The organism is Streptomyces sp. WM6386 (genome assembly GCF_000972385.1).
Classification (GTDB): Bacteria; Actinomycetota; Actinomycetes; order Streptomycetales; family Streptomycetaceae; genus Streptomyces.
Genome location: NZ_JXTE01000023.1, coordinates 48,415 through 68,779, shown reverse-complemented (window position 1 = coordinate 68,779; position 20,365 = coordinate 48,415). Strand labels below are relative to the sequence as shown.

24 protein-coding genes and 1 pseudogene (1 of these 25 cut by a window edge) are annotated in these 20,365 nt (G+C 70.2%); 13 read left to right on the top strand and 12 right to left on the bottom strand.

Annotation, left to right across the window (positions count from 1 at the left end; all coding sequences use genetic code 11):
- On the top strand, nucleotides 1-990 hold the 3' portion of the coding sequence (locus tag TN53_RS16690) for a hypothetical protein (RefSeq protein WP_046259289.1). Its footprint begins 480 nt before the window's first position; only the last 990 of its 1,470 coding nucleotides appear in the window; its start codon lies off the left edge, out of view; its stop codon occupies nucleotides 988-990.
- Here TN53_RS16690 and TN53_RS16685 read toward each other — a convergent pair.
- Nucleotides 983-1,528: a hypothetical protein gene (locus TN53_RS16685; RefSeq protein ID WP_046259288.1), complete on the bottom strand. Its 546-nt coding sequence runs from the start codon at nucleotides 1,526-1,528 to the stop codon at nucleotides 983-985. The genes TN53_RS16690 and TN53_RS16685 overlap by 8 nt on opposite strands.
- Nucleotides 1,529-1,640: 112 nt before the next feature.
- On the opposite strand from TN53_RS16685, the gene TN53_RS16680 reads away from it, so the two are divergent.
- Nucleotides 1,641-2,402: an ArsR/SmtB family transcription factor gene (locus TN53_RS16680; protein WP_046259287.1), complete on the top strand. Its 762-nt coding sequence runs from the start codon at nucleotides 1,641-1,643 to the stop codon at nucleotides 2,400-2,402.
- Nucleotides 2,403-2,462: 60 nt separating this feature from the next.
- Here the strand turns inward: TN53_RS16680 and TN53_RS16675 are convergent, their stop codons facing one another.
- Both TN53_RS16675 and TN53_RS16670 read right to left on the bottom strand, forming a co-directional pair.
- Nucleotides 2,463-2,903 carry an SPW repeat protein gene (locus TN53_RS16675; RefSeq protein WP_046259286.1) on the bottom strand — a complete coding sequence of 147 codons (441 nt, stop codon included), beginning with the start codon at nucleotides 2,901-2,903 and terminating at the stop codon, nucleotides 2,463-2,465.
- 79 nt (nucleotides 2,904-2,982) lie between these two features.
- Complete coding sequence (locus tag TN53_RS16670) at nucleotides 2,983-3,495, bottom strand: RNA polymerase sigma factor (protein ID WP_046259285.1); 513 nt, start codon at nucleotides 3,493-3,495, stop codon at nucleotides 2,983-2,985.
- Nucleotides 3,496-3,805: 310 nt separating this feature from the next.
- Here TN53_RS16670 and TN53_RS16665 point away from each other — a divergent pair, with 310 nt between their 5' ends.
- The 3 genes from TN53_RS16665 (at nucleotide 3,806) to TN53_RS16655 (ending at nucleotide 5,774) form a co-directional block, all read left to right on the top strand.
- Nucleotides 3,806-3,991, top strand: a complete 186-nt coding sequence (locus TN53_RS16665; protein WP_046259284.1) for a hypothetical protein — start codon at nucleotides 3,806-3,808, stop codon at nucleotides 3,989-3,991.
- Between the two features lie 346 nt (nucleotides 3,992-4,337).
- Complete coding sequence (locus TN53_RS16660) at nucleotides 4,338-5,003, top strand: hypothetical protein (RefSeq protein WP_046259283.1); 666 nt, start codon at nucleotides 4,338-4,340, stop codon at nucleotides 5,001-5,003.
- 156 nt (nucleotides 5,004-5,159) lie between these two features.
- Nucleotides 5,160-5,774 (top strand): sigma-70 family RNA polymerase sigma factor, encoded by a 615-nt coding sequence (locus TN53_RS16655; protein ID WP_046259282.1) that lies wholly within the window; start codon nucleotides 5,160-5,162, stop codon nucleotides 5,772-5,774.
- Nucleotides 5,775-6,035: 261 nt separating this feature from the next.
- Here the strand turns inward: TN53_RS16655 and TN53_RS16650 are convergent, their stop codons facing one another.
- Nucleotides 6,036-6,944 (bottom strand): LysR family transcriptional regulator, encoded by a 909-nt coding sequence (locus TN53_RS16650; RefSeq protein ID WP_046259281.1) that lies wholly within the window; start codon nucleotides 6,942-6,944, stop codon nucleotides 6,036-6,038.
- A gap of 138 nt (nucleotides 6,945-7,082) precedes the next feature.
- Between TN53_RS16650 and TN53_RS49545 the strand changes: the two genes are divergently transcribed.
- The 5 genes and pseudogenes from TN53_RS49545 to TN53_RS16630 all read left to right on the top strand — a co-directional run bounded on the left by TN53_RS49545 (nucleotide 7,083) and on the right by TN53_RS16630 (nucleotide 10,694).
- On the top strand, nucleotides 7,083-7,166 hold the full coding sequence (locus TN53_RS49545) for a putative leader peptide (RefSeq protein WP_350955400.1): 84 nt from the start codon (nucleotides 7,083-7,085) through the stop codon (nucleotides 7,164-7,166).
- A 122-nt stretch (nucleotides 7,167-7,288) separates the two neighbouring features.
- A pseudogene (locus tag TN53_RS16645) lies at nucleotides 7,289-7,681 on the top strand (LLM class flavin-dependent oxidoreductase); the annotation flags it as partial.
- A 103-nt stretch (nucleotides 7,682-7,784) separates the two neighbouring features.
- Nucleotides 7,785-8,339, top strand: a complete 555-nt coding sequence (gene ssuE / locus TN53_RS16640; protein ID WP_046259280.1) for an NADPH-dependent FMN reductase — start codon at nucleotides 7,785-7,787, stop codon at nucleotides 8,337-8,339.
- Between the two features lie 5 nt (nucleotides 8,340-8,344).
- Nucleotides 8,345-9,529: an SfnB family sulfur acquisition oxidoreductase gene (locus TN53_RS16635; RefSeq protein ID WP_046259279.1), complete on the top strand. Its 1,185-nt coding sequence runs from the start codon at nucleotides 8,345-8,347 to the stop codon at nucleotides 9,527-9,529.
- A gap of 19 nt (nucleotides 9,530-9,548) precedes the next feature.
- Entirely contained in the window at nucleotides 9,549-10,694 is a 1,146-nt protein-coding gene (locus tag TN53_RS16630) for an LLM class flavin-dependent oxidoreductase (protein ID WP_046259278.1), read from the top strand.
- Here the strand turns inward: TN53_RS16630 and TN53_RS16625 are convergent.
- Both TN53_RS16625 and TN53_RS16620 read right to left on the bottom strand, forming a co-directional pair.
- Nucleotides 10,691-11,041, bottom strand: a complete 351-nt coding sequence (locus tag TN53_RS16625) for a nuclear transport factor 2 family protein (RefSeq protein WP_046259277.1) — start codon at nucleotides 11,039-11,041, stop codon at nucleotides 10,691-10,693. The two genes, TN53_RS16630 and TN53_RS16625, sit on opposite strands and share 4 nt — an antisense overlap.
- The gene (locus tag TN53_RS16620; protein WP_046259276.1) at nucleotides 11,038-12,096 is read right to left on the bottom strand and encodes an acyl-CoA dehydrogenase family protein; all 1,059 of its coding nucleotides are present in this window, start codon (nucleotides 12,094-12,096) and stop codon (nucleotides 11,038-11,040) included. The genes TN53_RS16625 and TN53_RS16620 overlap by 4 nt, the downstream gene beginning before the upstream one ends.
- 98 nt (nucleotides 12,097-12,194) lie before the next feature.
- On the opposite strand from TN53_RS16620, the gene TN53_RS16615 reads away from it, so the two are divergent.
- Both TN53_RS16615 and TN53_RS16610 read left to right on the top strand, forming a co-directional pair.
- On the top strand, nucleotides 12,195-12,551 hold the full coding sequence (locus TN53_RS16615; protein WP_046259275.1) for a YciI family protein: 357 nt from the start codon (nucleotides 12,195-12,197) through the stop codon (nucleotides 12,549-12,551).
- Nucleotides 12,551-13,717: an RNA polymerase sigma factor gene (locus TN53_RS16610; RefSeq protein WP_046259274.1), complete on the top strand. Its 1,167-nt coding sequence runs from the start codon at nucleotides 12,551-12,553 to the stop codon at nucleotides 13,715-13,717. Before TN53_RS16615 ends, TN53_RS16610 begins: the two co-directional genes overlap by 1 nt.
- Here TN53_RS16610 and urtE read toward each other — a convergent pair.
- From urtE to TN53_RS16580, 6 genes are all read right to left on the bottom strand, one after another.
- Nucleotides 13,707-14,399: an urea ABC transporter ATP-binding subunit UrtE gene (gene urtE, locus TN53_RS16605; protein WP_046259273.1), complete on the bottom strand. Its 693-nt coding sequence runs from the start codon at nucleotides 14,397-14,399 to the stop codon at nucleotides 13,707-13,709. The two genes, TN53_RS16610 and urtE, sit on opposite strands and share 11 nt — an antisense overlap.
- A complete protein-coding gene (gene urtD, locus TN53_RS16600; RefSeq protein WP_046259272.1) occupies nucleotides 14,399-15,160 on the bottom strand; it encodes an urea ABC transporter ATP-binding protein UrtD in 762 nt (253 codons plus the stop codon). The genes urtE and urtD overlap by 1 nt, the downstream gene beginning before the upstream one ends.
- Complete coding sequence (urtC, locus tag TN53_RS16595) at nucleotides 15,157-16,245, bottom strand: urea ABC transporter permease subunit UrtC (protein ID WP_046259271.1); 1,089 nt, start codon at nucleotides 16,243-16,245, stop codon at nucleotides 15,157-15,159. The genes urtD and urtC overlap by 4 nt, the downstream gene beginning before the upstream one ends.
- On the bottom strand, nucleotides 16,242-17,138 hold the full coding sequence (gene urtB / locus TN53_RS16590; protein ID WP_046259270.1) for an urea ABC transporter permease subunit UrtB: 897 nt from the start codon (nucleotides 17,136-17,138) through the stop codon (nucleotides 16,242-16,244). The genes urtC and urtB overlap by 4 nt, the downstream gene beginning before the upstream one ends.
- Nucleotides 17,139-17,201: 63 nt before the next feature.
- On the bottom strand, nucleotides 17,202-18,470 hold the full coding sequence (gene urtA, locus TN53_RS16585; protein ID WP_420719103.1) for an urea ABC transporter substrate-binding protein: 1,269 nt from the start codon (nucleotides 18,468-18,470) through the stop codon (nucleotides 17,202-17,204).
- Nucleotides 18,471-18,675: 205 nt separating this feature from the next.
- On the bottom strand, nucleotides 18,676-19,788 hold the full coding sequence (locus TN53_RS16580; protein ID WP_046259269.1) for a substrate-binding domain-containing protein: 1,113 nt from the start codon (nucleotides 19,786-19,788) through the stop codon (nucleotides 18,676-18,678).
- Between the two features lie 78 nt (nucleotides 19,789-19,866).
- Between TN53_RS16580 and TN53_RS16575 the strand changes: the two genes are divergently transcribed.
- Complete coding sequence (locus TN53_RS16575; RefSeq protein WP_046259268.1) at nucleotides 19,867-20,304, top strand: MarR family winged helix-turn-helix transcriptional regulator; 438 nt, start codon at nucleotides 19,867-19,869, stop codon at nucleotides 20,302-20,304.
- Nucleotides 20,305-20,365 lie beyond the last annotated feature (61 nt).

Below are 20,365 nucleotides of genomic sequence, written 5' to 3'. Positions count from 1 at the left end.
CACACCGGCGCCGACCGCAACAACGACGGCGAGGACGCGGTCGAGATCCTCAACGACCTGATGACCAACAACAGCGTCGACTCCACCGACCCGTTCGGCTTCTCCGTCGACTCGCTCAGCATCGGCTCGGACTACCCGTCGGCCGTCAGCGACAGCTCGAATCCGGTGCTGCACGGCTCGTTCGGCACCGTCACCAAGAGCCTGATCGCCAGCGGCACGACGGCCACCCTCAAGCCCGCGGACAACTCGTCGGTCAAGGGCCTGCTCTACCGCACCGGCTACTCCGGCAACACCGGAGCCTTCTTCGCCACCAGCACCTTCGGCAGCGGAAGGATCGCCTTCTGGGGCGACAGCTCACCCATCGACGACGACACCGGCCAGTCCGGCAACACGCTCTACGACGGCTGGAACGACACCGGCGCCACCAACGCGGCGCTCGCGCTGAACGCCACCGAGTGGCTGGCGGGCGGCAGCGACGACGACGGGGGTGACGGCGGGGGAGGCGGCGGCGGCACCTGCACCGCAGCCCAACTCCTCGGCAACAACGGCTTCGAGTCCGGCAGCACCACCTGGACCGCCACCAGCGGTGTCATCACGAATTCCAGCAGCCAGTCCGCCCGCACCGGCTCCTACTACGCCTGGCTCGACGGCTACGGCTCCGCGCACACCGACACCCTGTCCCAGGCGGTGACCGTCCCGTCGGCCTGCACCACCGCCACGTTCAGCTTCTCCCTGCACATCGACACCGCCGAGACCACCACCAGCACCGCCTACGACACCCTCAAGGTGCAGGTGCTCAACAGCTCGGGCACGGTGCTCGGTACGTTGGCCACGTACTCCAACCTCCATGCGGCCAGTGGCTACACCCAGCGCAGCTTCAGCCTGGCGAGCTACGCCGGGCAGACCGTCACCCTCAAGTTCACCGGCACGGAAGGGTCCACTCTCCAGACGTCGTTCGTCATCGACGACGCGGCGCTGAACGTCAGCTGATCCTCGCCGGAGCCCATCCGGTGGCGGCCACCACCTCGGCCGCGATGTCGATCACGGTGCGCCCGTCGGTCCCCACCCGCAGGGTGTCGGCGGGCGCACGCTCGTCCAGCAGGCGTGCCTTGCGTGCGCCGCTGCGGAGCTCCGCGTCCAGCTCGGAGCCCAACTCCCGTCCGGTCAGACGCCGTTGGGCCGTCCCGTCGGTCGCGGTGAGCAGGACCCTGACAATCCGGACGGCGTCACCCATCGCCCGGCGGAACATCCCCGTCGCCTCGTCGAGAACGCTCACCGTGTTCACGTACACGAGGCGCCGGTAGCCGAGTTCGGCATAGTTGCGCCACACGGCGGTCAGGTTGCGCTCACCGATCGCCGCCCGGTCCGGATCCCCCTCGGGGGCGGGATGCACCTGCCCCATGAAGTCCCCGTCGATCACGGCATGCGAGACCTGCGCGCTCCGCAGCCGTGCCGAGACCTCCCAGCCCACGCTCGTCTTGCCGACTCCGGCGCGACCGCCGATGAGCAACACCTCGCAGTGATCCATGGGAGGAGCGTGGCAGCCGCCCCTTGCCTCGGGACACCTCTTTTCGTGCTGCATTGACATGCAGGTGAATGCCTGCATAACGTGGAGTGTGCGATCAGAAGGTGACTCGGGAATGGACACGGTCTTCAAGGCGCTGGCCGACGACACGCGCAGACGGCTGCTGGACCGACTGCACGAGCACAACGGTCAGACGCTCGGCGAGCTGTGCGAGCGCATCGCCATGACACGTCAGTCGGTGACCCAGCACCTGGCCCTCCTGGAGGCGGCCAACCTGGTCAGCACGGTGCGGCGGGGTCGGGAGAAGCTGCACTACCTCAATCCGGTCCCGCTCCATGAGATCCAGGAGCGGTGGATCGACAAGTTCGAGCGCCCGCGCCTGAGCGCGCTCGGTGCCGTGAAGCGACGAGCCGAGGAAGCCATGACCGACAAGCCCACGTTCGTGTACGTCACCTACATCGAGAGCACACCCGAGAAGGTCTGGGACGCCCTCACCGACGCCGACCTCACCGCGGCGTACTGGGGACACAGCAATGTCTCCGACTGGAAGCAGTGCTCCCGCTGGGAGCACGTACGGACCGACGGCTCCGGCGTCGCCGACGTCGTCGGCACCGTCGTGGAGAGTGAGCGTCCCACCCGCCTCGTCACCACCTGGGCCGCACCCGAGGACGAGGGCCAGGACGACAAGTACTCCCGGGTCACCTTCGACATCCGGCAGCACGGCGACATCGTCCGTCTCACCGTCACCCACGAGAACCTGGCCGACGAGGGCGAGCGCGCCGCGGCGGCCTCCGGCTGGGCGGCGGTGCTGTCCAACCTCAAGTCGCTGCTGGAGACCGGCAGTCCGCTCCCGCAGGAGCCGTGGCTGGTGCCGTGAAACGGAGCGGCCGGCCCGCGGGGCGCGGACCGGCCGGGGTCGCTTCCTCTCCGGGTGCCCCTACGCCCTGGGGGCGCTCTTCGCCGCGGTGACGGTGCACATCAGCCCCAGGATGACGGCCAGGGCGCCGATGATGATGTTGTTCAGGATGACGCCGGCGTCCGGGCTGTCGCCGACGATCCACGCCGAGACGATCATCCACAGACCTACCGCGCAGAAGGCCCAGCTGAGGCCGTACATGCGTTCCGGAGTCTGGGTGAACCCGAGGGCCAGCAGTCCGATGGCGATGCCCACGATCAGGTTGTGGGGCACGAGGGCGGGCTGGCTCGTCGTGTAGTGGAGTATCCAGGGGGATACGGCGCAGTACAGACCGAGCAGGAACACCGGTCCGTCCACGAGCGCCACATCGCGACCGCCGAGCATACGGGCATACCGTTCCCGCATTTCGGAAGCATCAGGGTGGCTGGTCATGTCACCTCGGGTGGGCGAGACGTTGGCCATGACTCGTCTCCTTTGACTCGCAGGCCGGACCGCGTCTTTGTGCGGTGTGCGGTAAGCGCCGCGCAGATACATTCTGCGCTTATTTTTCCCTTATGTGTAGTGGTGGCCGGAGATGTGCCGGTCGGCTGCCGTGTGCCTCGTAGAAGGTCAGCCTCAGGACCCTCTGCTGGGCCGAGGGCAGCTTCGCCGGCTCCTGACGGACGAGGACCCGGTCCAGGATCGACTCGGGCTGCCGTGCGGAAGGATCCGTGAGCGGCAGGGAGGAGTCGGCGGCGGCGAGGAGGTCGGTGCGGCGGGTCCGGGCGGTGAGCGCGTCGGCGATCTTCCGCCCGGTGATGCCGACGATCCAGCCGCCGAACCCGCCCCGCTCGGGGCGGAATCGGCCGCGGCCCCGCCACACCCCCAGGAACACCTGCTGGGTCACGTCCTCGGCCTTCCCGAGGTCCCCCAGGGAACGCCAGGCGAGTGCGTGCACCAGCGGCGACCACCGGCGGTAGGCCGCTTCCAGACATGCCTCGTCGCCGGCCGTCAGGCCCCGGGCGAGCTCCTCGTCGGCGTACGACTCCTCCACCGGCGGGGCCCCAGGACCCACCGGGACCGCCCTCGGAGACCGCCGACGTGTCCTTGACGACCGGTGCGCCGGCCCGGCGTCTGGGGGTGTCGCCCACCATGCTGCGCCGCGCTCGGAGTGACCCCGCCGGCGTTCCTGGCGCAGATCGCGTTCATCGTCGCCTTCGGGGTGCTCCTTGACACCCTGGTCGTGCGCTCGCTGCTCGTCCCCGCGGCCGGCTCCAAGTGACCGGCTCCGTCACACGGGTTCGGTTCAGCGGGACATGAACGCGTCGGTTGCGGGCAGGCGAACAGCTCTACGACGCTCACTCGTCGTTCCGAGTCGAAGGTCGATGCTGGAGGTGCCTGCCGCTATGGGCGCGAAGGTGTTGGAGCGGTTCCCTGCGGGAGCTCCGCGCGGATCGTGGCCGGCGGAGGAGTACGCGGCCGAGCGCCGCGAGCAGGGTGAACCGGCGACGGTCGTGATGGACCTGAAGTCGGACGCGTTCCTGGTGGTGGTCCCGGCGGAGGGGGACTGACCCCGGCGTACCGCCCGACTCCGGGCCGGTGTTACGGAAGTTGGTGCCCGTCTGCGCTCTGCGGCTTCCGAGGTGGCTTCGGCTCCTGTCCCCGCGGGCCGCGAGTCGGCCATGTTGACGGACAGCCTGGACGTCGTCCTGACCGCCGACGCGCTGGAAGGCGCGCGATCTCGTGCCGTTCAGGCTGCGCTTCGAGCGCACCGGAGCTGTCGAGACCCTCGCGATGGCGGTCCGGCCGAGCTCGTGCCGGGCATGCCGCCCGCAGGGGGCATCCGTGTGAGCGAAACAGAGGCGATTTCCGTACCCCTGCGTGATGACCCGTGCCCGGATGCGAGGATGAGGCGCCATGACTGCAGGGTGGTGTTCTCGCACAGTACGGGCCGCGGTCTTCGCGGCCGTCTGTGTGTTGCTCGCCGCCCTGGGCCACGTGATGATGTCCGGCAGTGACGTCCCGGTGTGGGCGCTGGCCGCCGGGGCGGTCGTGACCGGCGGCGTGGGATGGTGCTTGGCGGGCCGGGAGCGAGGGCTGCCGTTGATCGTGGCCGTCGTGGTCGCCGCCCAGACCGGGCTGCACTCCGCCTTCTCGCTCGCCCAGTCGGCGGCCGGGGGCACGGGTTCCGCGGGGCACGACATGGGGTCGATGGACATGGGCGCCATGCACATGGGCTCGATGCACATGCACTCCATGGACTCCATGGATATGGGGCACATGGATCACACGGGCCACTCCATGACCGGCTCGTTGTCCCTCGGTATGCTCGCCGCCCACCTGTTGGCCGCGTCGCTGTGCGGGCTGTGGCTGGCATACGGCGAGAGGGCCGCGTTCCGCATCCTGCGGGCCGTGGCCGGATGGCTGGCCGCACCGCTGCGGCTGCTGCTCGCCGCTCTGCCCATCCCCCCTGAGCGGCCACGCGTCCGTGCGCACCGGCCCTCCTCGGACCGGGTGCCGCGGCTCCTCCTCGTCCATGCGATCACTTCTCGGGGTCCGCCCGTGGGAACCGCTGTCGTCTGATCGACAGCCGGTATCCCCGAGCCCGTCTCTGAGGCGCCTCGGGTCTTGGCCGTACGCCGCCCGCGCAGGTTGCCGTACGGCCGTCCCCCCACGCACCGGACCGCTCGCGCTCCATGCGCCCCGGCCCGGATCACGGATGACCGAGAAGGACACCAAGTGATCACTTCTGCCCTGTCGGCCGCGCGCGAGAACCACGACGCGGCGATGTCGATGGACGAGTCGATAACCGCCTGGGCGCTCGCCGCCCGCGGAGGTGACGCGGACGCGGTCGAGCACTTCGTACGCGCCCTGCACCTCGACGTGACGCGCTATGTCGCCCACCTCTGCGGCGACCCCCAGGCCGCCGACGACCTCGCCCAGGACACGTTCCTGCGCGCGCTCGGCAGCCTGCACCGGTTCGAGGGCCGCTCCTCGGCCCGTGCCTGGCTGCTGGCCATCGCCCGCCGCGCGGTGATCGACAGCTACCGGTACGCCTCCGCCCGGCCCCGTCTGTCCGACGTACCGGACTGGCAGTTGGCCGTCGAGCACGCGCAGCCGCGGGACCTGCCCGGCTTCGACGACGGCATCGCGCTGCTCGACCTGCTGGAGTCGCTGCCGGACGAACGCCGTGAGGCGTTCGTCCTCACCCAGCTGGTGGGCCTGCCCTACGCGGAGGCGGCCGAGGTCGGTGACTGCCCCGTCGGCACGGTCCGCTCCCGCGTCGCCCGGGCCCGGGCGACCTTGATGGACCTGCTGGACGAGGCGGAGCAGCCTGCCCTGCAGGCGGCCTGAACAAGGCAAGCGGGGTCGGTGCCGAGCGGTGCACTCCGGCACCGACACCCGCGTCAGCGTCCGAAGCGTCAGGCGGCGACGGCGTACCCCGGCTCGACGATGGCCGCGCGCAGTTCCGTGGGATGCGGCCTGGCTTCCCTGCGACGGATCGATCGCCTGCTCGCCGTCGGCCACGACCGCCCGCTCCTGCACCGGTGGTGCGATCGTGCCGTCCCCTGGGAGGCCGTGATCCCGACCCCGGCTCAGAAGGGTGCCCGGCGTTCAGTTTCCTGAGGCCAGCACCCGGGCCCGCGCCACGAACACATCGTGCAGATCCTGGACCGCGCGCGGCACCGGGTCCGCGCGGCGGCGCTGGAGCATCAGCAGGACGCGGGTCGAGTCGTCGGTGAGCGGGCGGTGGGTGAGCGCGCCGCCGCGCACCAGCGGATCGTCCACGACGCTGAAGTCCGGCAGCACTGTCACACCGAGCCCCTCCGCGACCATCAGCTTGCCCATCTCGGCGCCGTCGGTGGAGTACGAGAACGAGGGCGCCCTGCCGTCCAGCAGCCGGTGCACATAACGGTGCATGACATAGCCCGAGCGCATCGCGATCAGCGGCGTGTCCAGGAGGTCGGTCACCGACAGGACGGTGCGTGAGGCCAGCGGGCTGTCCGGGCGCAGGCACACCACCGGGCGGCCGCGCAGCAGCTCCGTGCTCTCCAGGTCGGCCGGCACGTCGTCGCCGTCGAGATGGTTCACCAGGCCGAGATCGAAACCGCCCTCGGACAGCGCCCGGTGGATGTCGGTCTGCTGGGCGCCGACCACCTCGACCTGGGTCACCGGATGGCCGGCGCGGAACTCCCGCACCGCCGGGATCAGCAGCGGCACGGTCGCCGCGTTCACCGTCCCCACCCGCACCATCCGGCTGATGCGGTGCTGCTCGCCCGCCGCCGACCTCAACCGGTCCACCGCGTCCAGCACATTGATGATGTGCGGCAGCAGCTCCCGGCCCTCCGCGCTCATCGTCGCGCCCGAGCGCTTGCGCTCCAGGAGGTCCACGCCCAGCTCGCGTTCCAGGTTCCGCACCGTCTCGCTCAACGCGGGCTGGGAAAGGCGCAGTTCCTCCGCGGCCCGGCGCAGGGAACCGAGCCGGGTCACCGCGGCGATGTATTCGAGCTGTTCGGTCCGCATGGCAGGAAGAATGCGGCGCATTTCCCGGCGCGTTCAAGGGTTTCCCTGTCACACCTTCGTGAAATTCAATGGTCCGCGATACGAGACCGGTCGGGTTTACCTTGACGGCCCGGACCGGCGGCTGTCACGATCGAGAACATGATGATGCGACTGGACCTCACGCGGCGACGCCATGTCGACCTCGCGCGCGTCTCCAGCGCCTCCTGTTGCCCCGCGGCCTGATCACTCTCTTGAGATCCGCCGCGCTTTTCGCTCTCCCCGCCTGAATTCAACGCGTCCGCGTTCCCTTTGACGACCCCCTTGAATTCGGCGTGCTCGAAAACATTCCGCAACTGGAGTTCCGCATGCCCGCAGAGCCCGTGAAATTGGCCTACTGGGTCCCCAACGTCAGCGGCGGCCTCGTCACGAGCAAGATCGAGCAGCGCACCGACTGGGGCTACGACCACAACCGCGAACTCGCCGTCCTCGCCGAGAACAACGGCTTCGACTACGCGCTCAGCCAGGTCCGCTACATGGCCGGCTACGGCGCCGAGTACCAGCACGAGTCGACCAGCTTCAGCCTCGCCCTCCTCCTGGCCACCCAGCGTCTGAAGGTCATCGCCGCCGTCCACCCCGGCCTGTGGCACCCCGGCGTGCTGGCCAAGCTCGGTGCCACCGCCGACCATCTGTCGAACGGCCGCTTCGCCGTGAACGTCGTGCCCGGCTGGTTCAAGGGTGAGTCGGCCGCTGGGCCCTGGAAGGCGAACTGCCCGAACCCACCTGGTACTCCCGACCGCTTCCCCAGGGGCGCCCCCGCCTGAACCGGGGGCGCCCCGCCTCTCCTCCCCGAAAGAGGACCGCATGGCCACCGTCCTGTCCGTCTCCGGCAGCCCCTCCGCCTCCTCCCGCACCAACCGCCTGCTGCGCCACCTCGACCAGCGGCTGACCGCCCAGGGCCACCAGGTGATCCCGCTCGATGTCCGCACCATCCCCGCCGAGGCTCTCCTCGGCGCCGACTTCAAGCATCCCGCGATCGTCGAGGCCACCGAGCTCTTCGCCCGCGCCGACGGGGTCGTCGTCGCCACCCCCGTCTACAAGGCGTCCTACTCCGGAGTCCTCAAGGCCCTGCTGGACCTGCTCCCGCAGTACGCGCTCACCGGCAAGACCGTGCTCCCGCTCGCCACCGGCGGCACCACCGCCCACGTCCTCGCCATCGACTACGCGCTGCGCCCGGTGCTCAACTCCATGGGCGCCGCCCACATCGTCCAGGGCTGGTTCACCCTCGACAAGGACATCACCGTGCACGAGGACGGCACCCTCAGCGTCGTCGCGACCAGCGCCGAGGCCCTGACCCAGGTGGTCGACCAGTTCTCGGCCGCCCTGGGCCGCGTCCCGGTCCTGGCCGCGGCGAGCTGACCCGGATGACCGCCCATGTGATCGCCGACGACACGGAGGCCCTCGCCGTCGCGGCCGCCCTGGCCGAGGAGTTCCGCGCGGGTGCCACCGCGCGGGACGCCGAACGCAGGCTGCCGCGCGCCGAGTTGGACCGGCTCTCCGCTTCCGGCCTGCTGGCCGTCACCGTCCCCGCGGAGCACGGGGGAGCGGACGTCGGCCCGCAGACCCTCGCCGAGACCTTCCGGCTGCTGGCCTCGGCCGACGCCAGCCTCGCGCAGATCCCGCAGAGCCACTTCGCCTACGTCAACGTGATCCGCCGTCAGGGCACCGAGGAGCAACGGAAGTTCTTCTTCGCCGAACTCCTCTCCGGCCGCCGCCTCGGCAACGCCCAGTCGGAGGCGGGCACCCGGCACGTCCAGGACATCCGCACCCGTCTCGCACCGCGGCCCGACGGCTCTTACGTCCTCGACGGCGTCAAGCACTACTCCACCGGCGCCCTCTTCGCGGACTGGATCCCCGTGCTCGCCCGCGCCGAGGAAGACAAGCTCCACGTCGCGTACGTGCCACGGGACGCGCCGGGCCTGACCGTGATCGACGACTGGGACGGCCTCGGCCAGCGCACCACCGCCAGCGGCACGGTCCGCCTCGAAGGCGTCGAGGTCCCGGCCGACCGGGTCCTGCCCCATCACCTCACCTTCGACGGCCCCCAACTACACGGCACCCTCGCCCAGTTGCTGCACGCCGCCATCGACGCCGGGATCGCCGGTGGCGCGCTGGCGGAAGCGGCGGAGTTCGTACGGACGAAGAGCAGGCCGTGGTTCGAGAGCGGCCTCGACACGGCTGCCGAGGACCCGTTGCTGATCCAGCGGTTCGGCGAACTCGCCCTCCAGGTACGGGCGACGGAAGCGCTGCTGCGGGAGGCCGCGCGGGCCGTCGAAGCGGCGCAGGCCGACCTGAGCGACGACTCGGCGGCCGAGGCGTCGATCGCCGTGGCCGCCGCCAAGGTGCGGGCCGCCGAGGCGGCTGTCGAGGTGGCGAGCGCGCTCTTCGAGGTCTCCGGCACTCGCTCGGCGCTCAACTCCCTGAATCTGCACCGCCATTGGCGCGACGCCCGCACCCACACCCTGCACGACCCGACCCGCTGGAAGATCCAGCACATCGGCCGGTACGTGCTCAACGGCACCAGGCCACCCCGTCACGGCCTGCTCTAACCCGATCGGAGACCCCCACGTGTCCCTCACCTTCCACTGGTTCCTCCCCACCAACGGGGACAGCCGCCATGTCGTCGGCGGCGGCCACGGCACCCCGGCCACCGTCTCGGGGCGGGACCGGCCGCCGACGGTGGCCTATCTGAGCCAGATCGCCCGTGCCGCCGAGGACCTCGGTTTCGTCGGCGCGCTCACGCCGACCGGCGCCTGGTGCGAGGACGCGTGGCTGACCACCGCCATGGTCAGCCGGCACACCGAGCGGCTGAAGTTCCTGGTCGCCTTCCGCCCCGGTTTCGTCTCACCGACGCTCGCCGCGCAGATGGCGTCCACCTTCCAGCGGCAGAGCGGCGGACGGCTCCTGCTCAACGTCGTCACCGGCGGCGAGAGCCATGAGCAGCGGGCCTACGGCGACTTCCTCGACAAGGACGACCGCTACCGTCGGACCGGCGAATTCCTGGAAGTCGTACGGGGGTTGTGGGACGGCAAGACGGTCGACCTGAAGGGCGAGCACCTCCAGGTCGAGGACGCCAAGCTGGCCCGGGTGCCCGACCCGGTGCCCGAGGTGTACTTCGGCGGCTCCTCGCCCATCGCCGGTGAGGTCGCGGCGAAGTACGTCGACGTGTACCTCACGTGGGGCGAGCCGCCGGCCGCGGTCGCCGAGAAGATCGCCTGGATCCGTGGGCTCGCCGCCCAGCACGGCCGCACCCTCCGCTTCGGCATCCGCCTGCACGTCATCGCCCGCGACACCTCCGAGCAGGCATGGGCCGAGGCGAACCGCCTCCTGGCGGGCTTCGACCCGGAGACCGTCAAGTCGGTCCAGGCCGGGCTCGCCCGCAGTGAGTCCGAGGGGCAGCAGCGGATGCTCGCCCTGCACGGCGGAGGCGGCCGGGACGGCCTGGAGATCCACCCCAACCTCTGGGCCGGTATCGGCCTGGTCCGCGGCGGCGCGGGCACTGCCCTGGTCGGCAGCCATGACGAGGTCGCCGAGCGGATCAAGGAGTACCACGCCCTCGGCATCGACGAGTTCGTCCTCTCCGGCTATCCGCACCTGGAGGAGGCGTACTGGTTCGGCGAGGGCGTCCTGCCGCGGCTCGCCGCCCAGGGGCTGTGGCAGCACCCGTTCGAGAAGGCGGCCGCTCCCTCGGCGCAGGTGCCGTTCGCGAGCTAGGGACGGTCGCCCACCTCGCCGCCGAAGAAGACCTGCACCTCCCGGATGAGTCCGTCCCGGACGGTGATCGCCTCGACATTGCGGTAGCGGCCGCCGGTCGTGAGCTCGTACTCGTAGTGCACGAGTACGAGTTCCCCGTCGGCGGGGACGACGTGCAGCAGCCGCTGCTCCGCGAACCGGTCCGCAGTCGGGAAACACCGCTCGAAGAAGGCCGCCCTGTCGATGTGGTCGTCCCGCGGACTGGTGAAGGTGAAGTCCTCGGCGTAGAGCGCGAAGGCGGCCTCGCGATCCTGTGAACGGTAGTGGCGAAACGCCGCTTCGACGATGTCGGTCGGACTGTTGCTCATGCGGACTCCCGGAGTTCCGTCAGTGCGTCGAGATGCGCCCTGCGCACCAGCGACGTCTGCCCTTGCACCAGCAGGAACAGTCCCTCCCGGGCCAGCCGCTGGGCAGGATGGCGTACGTCCATGGTGCGACCGCCCCCGGCCACGACCGCCGCGGTCGTGGCCGCACGCATCAGGTCGTACGACCGGGTCCTGAGCGCCAGGCGCTCCTCGACGCGCTCGTGCGCGACGGGGTGATCGGCCAGCTCGTACGCCTGTCGCCGTACCTCGTCGACCTGCCCGCGCAGCTCACGGGCCGTCTCCGCCTCCCCGGCGTCCTCCAGCACACGCAGCGCGGCATACGCCACCCCGAAGACCGCCGGAGACGTGTTGGTGCTGCGGGGCAGGTCGATGAGGGCGAACTTCTCCTGCGGAGTGCGCAGCACCACGCTTTCCTCGGGCAGCCACAGGCCGTCCAGGTCCAGGGAGACCGTACGGGCGGCCGTGAGCGCCGCCAGCCGCATCGGCGCCGAGGGACGCACTCCCGGCTGCTCGCGCGCGTCGGCGAAGGCGAACACGATCTCGTCGGAGTCGGTCACGCCCGCGAGCAGCATCACGTCGTTGAGACCCCAGCCCGTGTACCAGGGCACGGTTCCGTCGAACCGCCAGCCGTCCCGCTCCGCCCTCGCCCGCACGGGGACCCGGGGGAACGCCCGGACGTGGGCGTACGCGATCCCGGCCAGCAGCTCGCCGGCCGCCAGCGGGCGCAACAGCCGCTCCCGGACCGGGAGTTGGGACTTCGCGAGCATCCGCACCGGAGTGTGGTGCTGGGTCTGCACGAACCAGGTCGAGCAGCACGCCCCCGCCAGGATCTCCTGGATCTCCCGCGCCACCGGGTCGGGGGCGCCCGCCCCGCCGTACTCCTTCGGCGCGCTCACCCCGAGCAGCCCTGACTGCCTGATCTCCGCGACATGACTCACGGGCACCTCCGCCAGGTCGACCCGCGCCGCCTGCGGGGTGAGGAGGCGGTCGGCGAGCTCCTGGGTGCGGACGACGAGCGGGTGCGGTGCGATGGTCATGGAAAAGATTCTCCCGATGTCGTCGTGCGCGGTGTCGATCCGGGGGTGAGCCGTTCGTGTAGGAGCTGAGAGAACGACACCGCACCAAGGAGGACGTCATGCAGTACTACCTGCTCAGCGTGATCACCCCGACCGACGGAACGCCGCCCGGGCCCGAGGCCATGGCGGAGATCGTCCGCAACCTCGACACCTTCCACGCGGAACTGCGCGAGGCCGGCGCCTGGGTCTTCGCCGGCGGACTGCACGGCCCCGACACGGCCACCGTGCTGCGCCCCGGGGACGGCGACATCCTGATCACCGACGGACCGTACGCCGAGGGCAAGGAGTACCTGGGCGGCATCTGTCTCATCAAGGCCCCCGACCTGGACGCGGCCCTGGAATGGGGCAGGAAGGCGACCCGGGCCACCACCCTGCCCATCGAGGTGCGCCCGTTCATGCACCAGGCCGAGGACTGATGCCGGCGCCCGTCGACGTCGAGGCGGTCTTCCGCGCCGAGTACGGCCGGGCCGTCGCCGTCCTCGTCCGCTTCCTCGGCGACATCGACCTCGCCGAGGAAGCGGTCCAGGACGCCTTCACCACGGCCGTGCGGCGCTGGCCGGAGACCGGAGTCCCGCCGAGCCCGGCCGGCTGGATCATCACCACCGCCCGTAACCGAGCGATCGACCGGCTGCGCCGCGAGGCCGAACGGGACGGCCGACACGCCGAGGCGACCCTCCTGCACACCCCTGACGCGCCGCCCGAGGAGGGCCCCGTGCGCGACGAACGCCTCCGTCTGATCTTCACCTGCTGCCATCCCGCCCTAGCGCCGCAGGCCCGGGTCGCCCTGACCCTGCGCCTGCTCGGTGGGCTCACCACACCCCAGATCGCCCGCGCCTTCCTCGTCCCCGAGCCGACCATGGCCCAGCGACTGGTCCGCGCCAAGGCGAAGATCCGCGGCGCCCGGATCCCGTATCGCGTGCCCCGCGACGCCGACCTTCCGGACCGGCTGCGAGGAGTCCTCGCCGTCGTCTACCTGATCTTCAACGAGGGCTCGGCCGACCTGTGCGCGGAAGCGCTCCGCCTCGGCCGTCTGCTGACCGACCTGATGCCGGACGAGCCCGATGCCACGGGCCTGCTCGCCCTGATGCTCCTCGTCGAGTCCCGCAGGGCGGCACGGGAGGACGGCGAGGGCGTGCTCGTGCCGCTGCCCGAGCAGGACCGCGGGCGCTGGGACCGCGGGCTCGTCACCGAGGGGCAGGATCTCGTACGCCGGTGTCTGCGCCGCAACCAGCCCGGTCCGTACCAGATCCAGGCCGCCGTCCAGGCCGTCCACAGCGACGGGCCGCCGACGGACTGGACGCAGGTCCTCCAGCTGTACGACCAGCTGATGGCCCTGGCTCCCAGCCCGGTGGTGGCCCTGAACCGGGCGGTCGCCGTGGCCGAGGTCGAGGGACCGCGCCCGGCCCTCGACCTCGTGGACACCCTCGACCTCGACGGCTACCACGTCTTCCACGCGGTCCGCGCCGACCTGCTGCGCCGCCTCGGCCGGGACACGGAGGCGGCGCGGGCCTACGAGGCCGCCGTCGCCCTGGCCGAGAACCCGGCGGAACGCGCCTGGCTCGAACGCCGCCTCACACGCTGAGCGCCTCCCGCACCGCGAGCTCCGACTCCTTGCCGCCCTCGCCGAAGGACGTGACGCGCCCGGCCTCCAGGACGTAGTACTTCTGCGCCGCCCGCATCGCGAAGCCGACGTGCTGCTCGACCAGCAGCACCGAGAGCCCGCCCCGGGCGGCCAGCGCGAGGATCGTCTCCTCGATCTCGGCCACCACCGACGGCTGGATGCCCTCGGTCGGCTCGTCCAGCAGAAGGATCCGAGGCTCCGTCACCAGGGCCCGGGCGATGGCGAGTTGCTGCCGCTGACCGCCGGAGAGCAGCCCCGCACGCCGACCGGACAGCGTCCGCAGCGCGGGGAAGAGGTCCAGCGCCTCGGCGATCGCCTCCTTGCCGCGTCTGCGGCCGTCCGCGACGAGCTGGAGGTTCTCCGCGGTGGTCAGATGCGGGAACGACTGCTGCCCCTGCGGGACGTACGCCATCCCGCGCCCGACCCGCTCGTGCGGCTTGCGACGGGTGATGTCCTCGCCGTCGAGGCGGATCGTCCCGCTGTTCGGGGTGAGCAGGCCGACGGCGGCGCGCAGCAGCGTGCTCTTGCCGGCGCCGTTGTGCCCGAGCACCGCGGCCACGCCGTCCTTCGGTACCTCGATCGACACCCCGTGCAGGACCGTGCTGCGGTGGTAGCCGACGCGGACGCCCTCGATCTGCAACATCACGCCTCCTGTACGACGGCAGGGGCGGCCTCGGTCACCGTGTGCCCGAGGTACACCTCCTGCACCTTCGGGTCCGCCTGCACCTGGGCCACCGTGCCCTCGCTGAGCACCTTGCCGGCGTGCAGCACGCTGACGCTGCGCGCGAAGGACCGCATGAAGTCCATGTCGTGCTCGATGACGACGACGGTGCGCTCCTCGCTGATGCGCTGCAACAGCTCGCCGGTCGCCTGCCGTTCGTCGTGGCTCATACCGGCCACCGGCTCGTCGAGGAGCAGCAGCTTCACGTCCTGCACGAGCAGCATGCCGATCTCCAGCCACTGCTTCTGGCCGTGGGCGAGGGTTCCGGCGGGGGAATCGGCGAGGTCCGTGAGCCCGACGGTCTCCAGCGCCTTCGCGACGGGCTCGGGGACGTCCTTGCGCCGCCGCAGCATGGTCCACATGCTCCGGCCCGCGCCCGCCGCGATGTCCAGGTTCTGAAGGACCGTCAACTCCTCGAAGACGGTGGCCGTCTGGAAGGTCCGCCCGATCCCGGACCGCGCGATCCGGTGCACGGCCCGCCCCAACAGCTCCTGGCCGTCGAACCGCACCGAGCCCTCCGCCTTCACCAGACCGGTGACCGCGTCGACGAGGGTTGTCTTGCCCGCGCCGTTCGGCCCGATGAGGAAGCGCAGATCACCCGGGCTGACGTCGAGATCGACGCCGTCGACGGCGGTGAACCCGTCGAAGGACACCCGCAGTCCGCGTATCTCCAGCTCGCTCATGCTGCCTCTCCCACGGGGATGGCGGTCGGCTTCTTCTCGGTGGTCGCCCTGCGTCGCCGTACGAGGACCGCCAGCGAGGCGAGCCCACCCGGTAGGAAGGCCAGCGCCACGACGAACAGCAGCCCCTGGAAGTACGTCCAGGCCGCCGGGAACTCCTCCGACAGCGCGGTCTTGGCCCACGCGACCGCGACCGCGCCGAGGACCGCACCCACCAGGCTGGCCCGGCCGCCCACCGCCGCGCCGATCACGAACTCGATGGACGGCACGATGCCGATCAGCGCCGGCGAGATGATGCCGACCGCCGGCACGAACAGCGCCCCGGCAAGGCCCGCCATACCGGCGGCGACGACGTACGCGACGAGCTTGACGTTCGCCGGGTCGTACCCCAGGAAGCGCACCCGCTCCTCGGAGTCGCGTACGGCGACGAGGAGTTCGCCGTACCGGCTGTTGATGAGCTGGCGGGCGATCACGATCAGGAGCAGCAGGGCCGCGGCGATGACGAAGTACACCATCCGCTGGTTGACCGGGTCGTCGAGGCTGTAGCCGAAGAAGCCCTGGATGTCGGTGAGCCCGTTGGTGCCGCCGGTGGTGGCCTGCTGGCCGATCAGCCAGATGGCCAGCGCCGCGGCGAGGGCCTGGCTGAGGATCGCGAAGTAGGCGCCCTTGACCCTGCGCCGGAAGATGAACAGACCGAGCAGCGCGGCGACGGCCATCGGGAGCAGCACGGTCGCCGCGAGGGCGAACAGCGGGTTCTCGAACGGCTTCCACCACCAGGGGAGTTCGGTGGCCGTGCCGTACAGCTGCATGAAGTCGGGCAGGTTGCCCGGCCCGGCGTCGGCGATCTTCAGATGCATCGCCATGGCGTAGCCGCCCAGCCCGAAGAACACGCCCTGCCCGAGCGTCAGCAGCCCGCCGCGGCCCCAGGCCAGACAGACGCCGACGGCGACCATGGCCGTGCACAGGTACTTGGCGAGCAGCCCGAGCCGGAAGTCGGACAGCGCGAGCGGAGCGACGGCGAAGAGGAGGACGGCGGCCCCGGCGAAACCCGCCCACACCCGTGCCGAGCGGCCTGTCAGGAGGTTCATACGAGACTCCTCGTGCGCAGCGTGTACAGCCCCTGGGGCCGCCACTGGAGGAACGCGACGATGGCGACGAGCACCAGCACCTTGGCGACGCTGACGGTCGTGGAGTACTCCAGGACCGACTGGAGCACGCCCAGCACGAAGGCGACGATGACCGTGCCCTTGAGCTGTCCGATGCCGCCGACCACGATCACCAGGAAGGCGTCGATGATGACGTTGGTGCCCATCGTCGGCCCGATCGGACCGACCAGCGTCAGCGCCACCCCGGCCACGCCGGCGAGCCCGGAGCCGATGAAGAAGGCCGTACGGTCCACGGTCGAGGTCGAGATGCCGGACACCTCGGCCAGGTCCCGGTTCTGCACCACGGCCCTGATCCGGCGTCCCAGCGAGGTCAGCCGCAGCGTCAGCGACAGCACGACCACGGCCGCCACGGCCAGTCCCAGAATGAACAGGCGGCTGTTGGCGAAGGTGAGCGGGTCGTCGCCGCCGATGACGGTGATGTTCCCGGTGAGGACGTCCGGCGCGCGGGTCTGGACATTGGGCGCGCCGAAAATGTCCCGGGCGAGCTGCTGGAGCATCAGCGAGACGCCCCAGGTGACGAGAAGAGTGTCAAGTGGCCGCAGATACAGGCGTCGTATCAACAGCCATTCCAGCAACGCGCCCAGTGCGCCCGAGACGAGAAATGCGACGGGAAGTGCGACCAGCAGCGAAATTCCCGCGCTGGAAATGGACTTCTGCAGGACGTATGTCGTGTAGGCGCCCGCCATGATGAACTCTCCGTGGGCCATGTTGATGACGTTCATCTGGCCGAAGGTGAGCGAGAGGCCGAGTGCGATGAGGAGCAGGACGGCACCGATGCTGATGCCGGTGAAGGTCTGACCGAGGATCACGGTCATACGGCGGCTCCGGAGAGGCGTGAGACGGCGGCCCCGCGTGCGAGGCCGCCGTGTGACGGTCGGTCAGGACAGGCCGGAGGCCCAGGAGTAGCCCTTGAGGAACGGGTCCGGCTTGATGGGCTTGCCGGAGTTCCAGACCTCCTTGATCTGGCCGTCGGTGCCGATCTCGCCGATCCGGGCGGTCTTGTAGACGTGCTGCGAGGCGCCGTCGACGGTGACCTTGCCCTCGGGGGCGTCGAAGGTGATGCCGTCGGAGGCGGCCTTCACCTTCTCCGGGTCGAAGGACTTAGCCTTCTCGACCATCGCCTTCCACAGGTAGACCGAGGTGTACGCGGCCTCCATCGGGTCACTGGTCGGCTTGTCCTGGCCGTACTTGGCCTTGTACGCCTTCACGAACTTCGCGTTCGCCGCGCCCGCGGTGGTCTGGTAGTAGTTCCAGGCCGTCAACTGGCCCGCCAGATACTGCGTTCCGATCGACTTGACCTCCTCCTCGGCGATCGACACCGAGACGACCGGCATGGTCTTGGCGGTGAGCCCTGCGGACTTGTACTCCTTGAAGAAGGCCACGTTGGAGTCGCCGTTGAGGGTGTTGAAGACGGCGTCCGCCTTCGACGCCTTCACCTTGTTGGCGATCGTGGAGAACTCCGTGGAGCCCAGCGGCGCGTAGTCCTCGCCGGCGATCGTCATGCCGTTGGCCTTGGCGTAGGCCTTGATCTCCTTGTTGGCGGTACGCGGGAAGACGTAGTCGCTGCCGACCAGGTAGATCTTCTTCAGGCCCTTGCTCTTGAGGTAGTCGAGGCCCGGGACGATCTGCTGGTTGGTGGTCGCGCCCGTGTAGAAGATGTACGGGGACTCCTCGAGCCCCTCGTACTGCACCGGGTAGAAGAGCAGCGACTTGTTCTTCTCGAAGACCGGCTTGACGGCCTTGCGGCTGGCGGAGGTCCAGCAGCCGAAGGTGGCCGCGACCCCGTCCTCCTTGATGAGTTTCTGCGCCTTCTCGGCGAACGTCGGCCAGTCGGAGGCGCCGTCCTCGCTGATGGGCTTGATCTGCTTGCCGAGCACCCCGCCGGAGGCGTTGATCTCGTCGATCGCCAGCTTCAGCGAGTCGCGTACGGTCACCTCGCTGATCGCCATGGTGCCGGAGAGCGAGTTGAGCAGACCGACCTTGACCGTGTCACCGCTGACGTCGATCTTCGCGGCCTTGTCGGACGACGTGCCGGCCGCGTCGGTCTTCGCGCCGCACGCGGAGAGGGCCACCACCGCGGTGAGCGCGGCGCCGCCGGCCAGGAAACGTCGGCGGAGAATACGGGAACTGCTGGAACCGCTGGACAAACCAACCCCCTCGGGTGACTGCCTGCTGAAGTGCGGTCCACAGACTCAAGTCCCCCTGTTTCCGGGGTGTTTCGCTCGACTTTCCCGGAGGCAACAAAAAACGCCCCTGGCGGCATGTGATCTGCATTCAGAAACAGAAATCACAATTCGCCCGAGGCATTCTAATTACTTTCTGTGGGAAGTATCTTGGCGGTGCCGGGGGCTGTCAAGAGCGGGAACCGTGAAGATCGAGTTCCGTGAGGACGTCGAAGTCCAGCCCGTCGGCGCGCGCCAGGTAGATCCGCTGGCGAACATGCCGGCCCCGCAGATGCATGAGCCCGCGCGGCCCCTCGTAGGACACCGATCCGGCCGCCGCCCCGATCGCCGTGACGTCCAGCGTCCCGGCCTGCCTGAGCAGCGCGGCGAGCAACAGCACACCCTCGTAACAGGATTCGCCGAGACTGCCCAGCGCGGGCGCCTCGACGCCGTAGCGTCCGGCGTACTGCCCGTGGAAGTCGAGGGTGTCCTGGTTGGCGAGCGAGGCGAAGAAGCCGGCGGTGCTGTAGAGGTCCTCGGTGGCCGAAGGGCCGCTCGCCATCAGCATGTTCTCGTCCATGAGGGTGCTGAGCCGCAGACAGCGCGCGGGCAGCCCGTAGGCGGCGAACGCCCGGTTGAAGCGCACCGCGTCGCTGCCCACCAGCAGCATCAGCACCGCGTCCGCCTCCGACCGCTCGATGCGCCGCAGAACCGGCTCGAAGTCATGGGTGCCGAGCGGGAGATAGACCTCCCCGTCCACGGCTCCGCCGGACTCGCGCGCGTACTCATGCGCCGCCCGTGCCGTACGCCGCGGCCACACATAGTCGTTGCCGACGACGAACCACCGGCGCACCCCGCGCTCATGCGCCAACAGACCCATGGCGGGCCGGAGTTGGTCGCGCGGTGTCTCGCTCGTCAGGAACACACCGGCGGTGTGCTCGCCGCCCTCGTACAGGGCGGTGTAGACGTACGGCACCCGATGGGCGATCCTCGGCGCCAGCGCCTGCCGTACCGAGGAGATGTGCCAGCCCGTGACGCCCTGCACGACCCCCAGGTCCACCAGCGCCTCGACATGGTCGGCGATCTCCCGCGGCGACCCACCGCCGTCCACGGGCAGCAGCCGCAGCTCCCGCCCCAGCACCCCGCCCGCCCGGTTGACCTCCTCGGCCGCCAACTGCGCGCACAGCTCGCAGGTCGGCCCGAAGATCCCCGCCGGCCCCTGCATCGGGACGACGAGAGCCACGCCGAGCACGGAGGCGTCGGCCGTGAACCACTCGGGTGCGGGAGGATCGTGCCGGAACATGGCGTCATGATTTCGGGTCCGCCCGGTGAACTCCAGCCTGTCTCATACGATGTACGCACCCCGTGACCTAGGAGCGCGATGCCCACCTCATCTCCGCGTCAGCCCCGTGATCTGGTGCAGCTCCTGACGCGGGCCGAGCGACTGGCCGCGCGCCGCCTCCAGACGGTCCTGGACGAGGAGGGCTGCTCGCTCGACGCCTGGCGGGTGCTCGGCCTGCTCTGCGACGGGCAGGGGCACCACATGACGGCGATAGCCGAGGCCGCGTTCCTGCCGCCGCCGACGCTGACCAAGCTCATCGACCAGCTCGTCGACCAGAACCTCGTCCACCGCCGCGTCGACCCGCTGGACCGGCGCCGCATCCTCGCCCACCTCACCCCGCGCGGGCAGGAGTACTGGCGCCGCGTCGACCGCGCGGTCCGCACCGACTGGCCCGCCCTCGGCGACAGTGACGAGGAGCTCCTGCGCGGACTGCTCGACCGTCTGGCGGGCACGCTGGACGACTCCACCCGAGTGTGATCGCGGCGTAGCGCAAAGTTATCTACGTGGTGAGGGAATGTATCTTGGTGTAGAAAAGGTT

Bases quoted from the DNA above. Each gene is read 5' to 3' on its own strand.
- urtE (WP_046259273.1), bottom strand. From the start codon at position 14,399: ATGTTGCAGATCGAGGGCGTCCGCGTCGGCTACCACCGCAGCACGGTC.
- urtD (WP_046259272.1), bottom strand. From the start codon at position 15,160: ATGAGCGAGCTGGAGATACGCGGACTGCGGGTGTCCTTCGACGGGTTC.
- urtC (WP_046259271.1), bottom strand. From the start codon at position 16,245: ATGAACCTCCTGACAGGCCGCTCGGCACGGGTGTGGGCGGGTTTCGCC.
- TN53_RS16660 (WP_046259283.1), top strand. From the start codon at position 4,338: ATGACTGCAGGGTGGTGTTCTCGCACAGTACGGGCCGCGGTCTTCGCG.
- TN53_RS16620 (WP_046259276.1), bottom strand. From the start codon at position 12,096: ATGACCATCGCACCGCACCCGCTCGTCGTCCGCACCCAGGAGCTCGCC.
- TN53_RS16610 (WP_046259274.1), top strand. From the start codon at position 12,551: ATGCCGGCGCCCGTCGACGTCGAGGCGGTCTTCCGCGCCGAGTACGGC.
- TN53_RS16650 (WP_046259281.1), bottom strand. From the start codon at position 6,944: ATGCGGACCGAACAGCTCGAATACATCGCCGCGGTGACCCGGCTCGGT.
- TN53_RS16680 (WP_046259287.1), top strand. From the start codon at position 1,641: ATGGACACGGTCTTCAAGGCGCTGGCCGACGACACGCGCAGACGGCTG.
- TN53_RS16665 (WP_046259284.1), top strand. From the start codon at position 3,806: ATGCTGGAGGTGCCTGCCGCTATGGGCGCGAAGGTGTTGGAGCGGTTC.
- TN53_RS16575 (WP_046259268.1), top strand. From the start codon at position 19,867: ATGCCCACCTCATCTCCGCGTCAGCCCCGTGATCTGGTGCAGCTCCTG.
- TN53_RS16615 (WP_046259275.1), top strand. From the start codon at position 12,195: ATGCAGTACTACCTGCTCAGCGTGATCACCCCGACCGACGGAACGCCG.
- TN53_RS16675 (WP_046259286.1), bottom strand. From the start codon at position 2,903: ATGGCCAACGTCTCGCCCACCCGAGGTGACATGACCAGCCACCCTGAT.
- TN53_RS16685 (WP_046259288.1), bottom strand. From the start codon at position 1,528: ATGGATCACTGCGAGGTGTTGCTCATCGGCGGTCGCGCCGGAGTCGGC.
- TN53_RS16635 (WP_046259279.1), top strand. From the start codon at position 8,345: ATGACCGCCCATGTGATCGCCGACGACACGGAGGCCCTCGCCGTCGCG.
- TN53_RS49545 (WP_350955400.1), top strand. From the start codon at position 7,083: ATGATGATGCGACTGGACCTCACGCGGCGACGCCATGTCGACCTCGCG.
- TN53_RS16625 (WP_046259277.1), bottom strand. From the start codon at position 11,041: ATGAGCAACAGTCCGACCGACATCGTCGAAGCGGCGTTTCGCCACTAC.
- TN53_RS16580 (WP_046259269.1), bottom strand. From the start codon at position 19,788: ATGTTCCGGCACGATCCTCCCGCACCCGAGTGGTTCACGGCCGACGCC.
- urtB (WP_046259270.1), bottom strand. From the start codon at position 17,138: ATGACCGTGATCCTCGGTCAGACCTTCACCGGCATCAGCATCGGTGCC.
- ssuE (WP_046259280.1), top strand. From the start codon at position 7,785: ATGGCCACCGTCCTGTCCGTCTCCGGCAGCCCCTCCGCCTCCTCCCGC.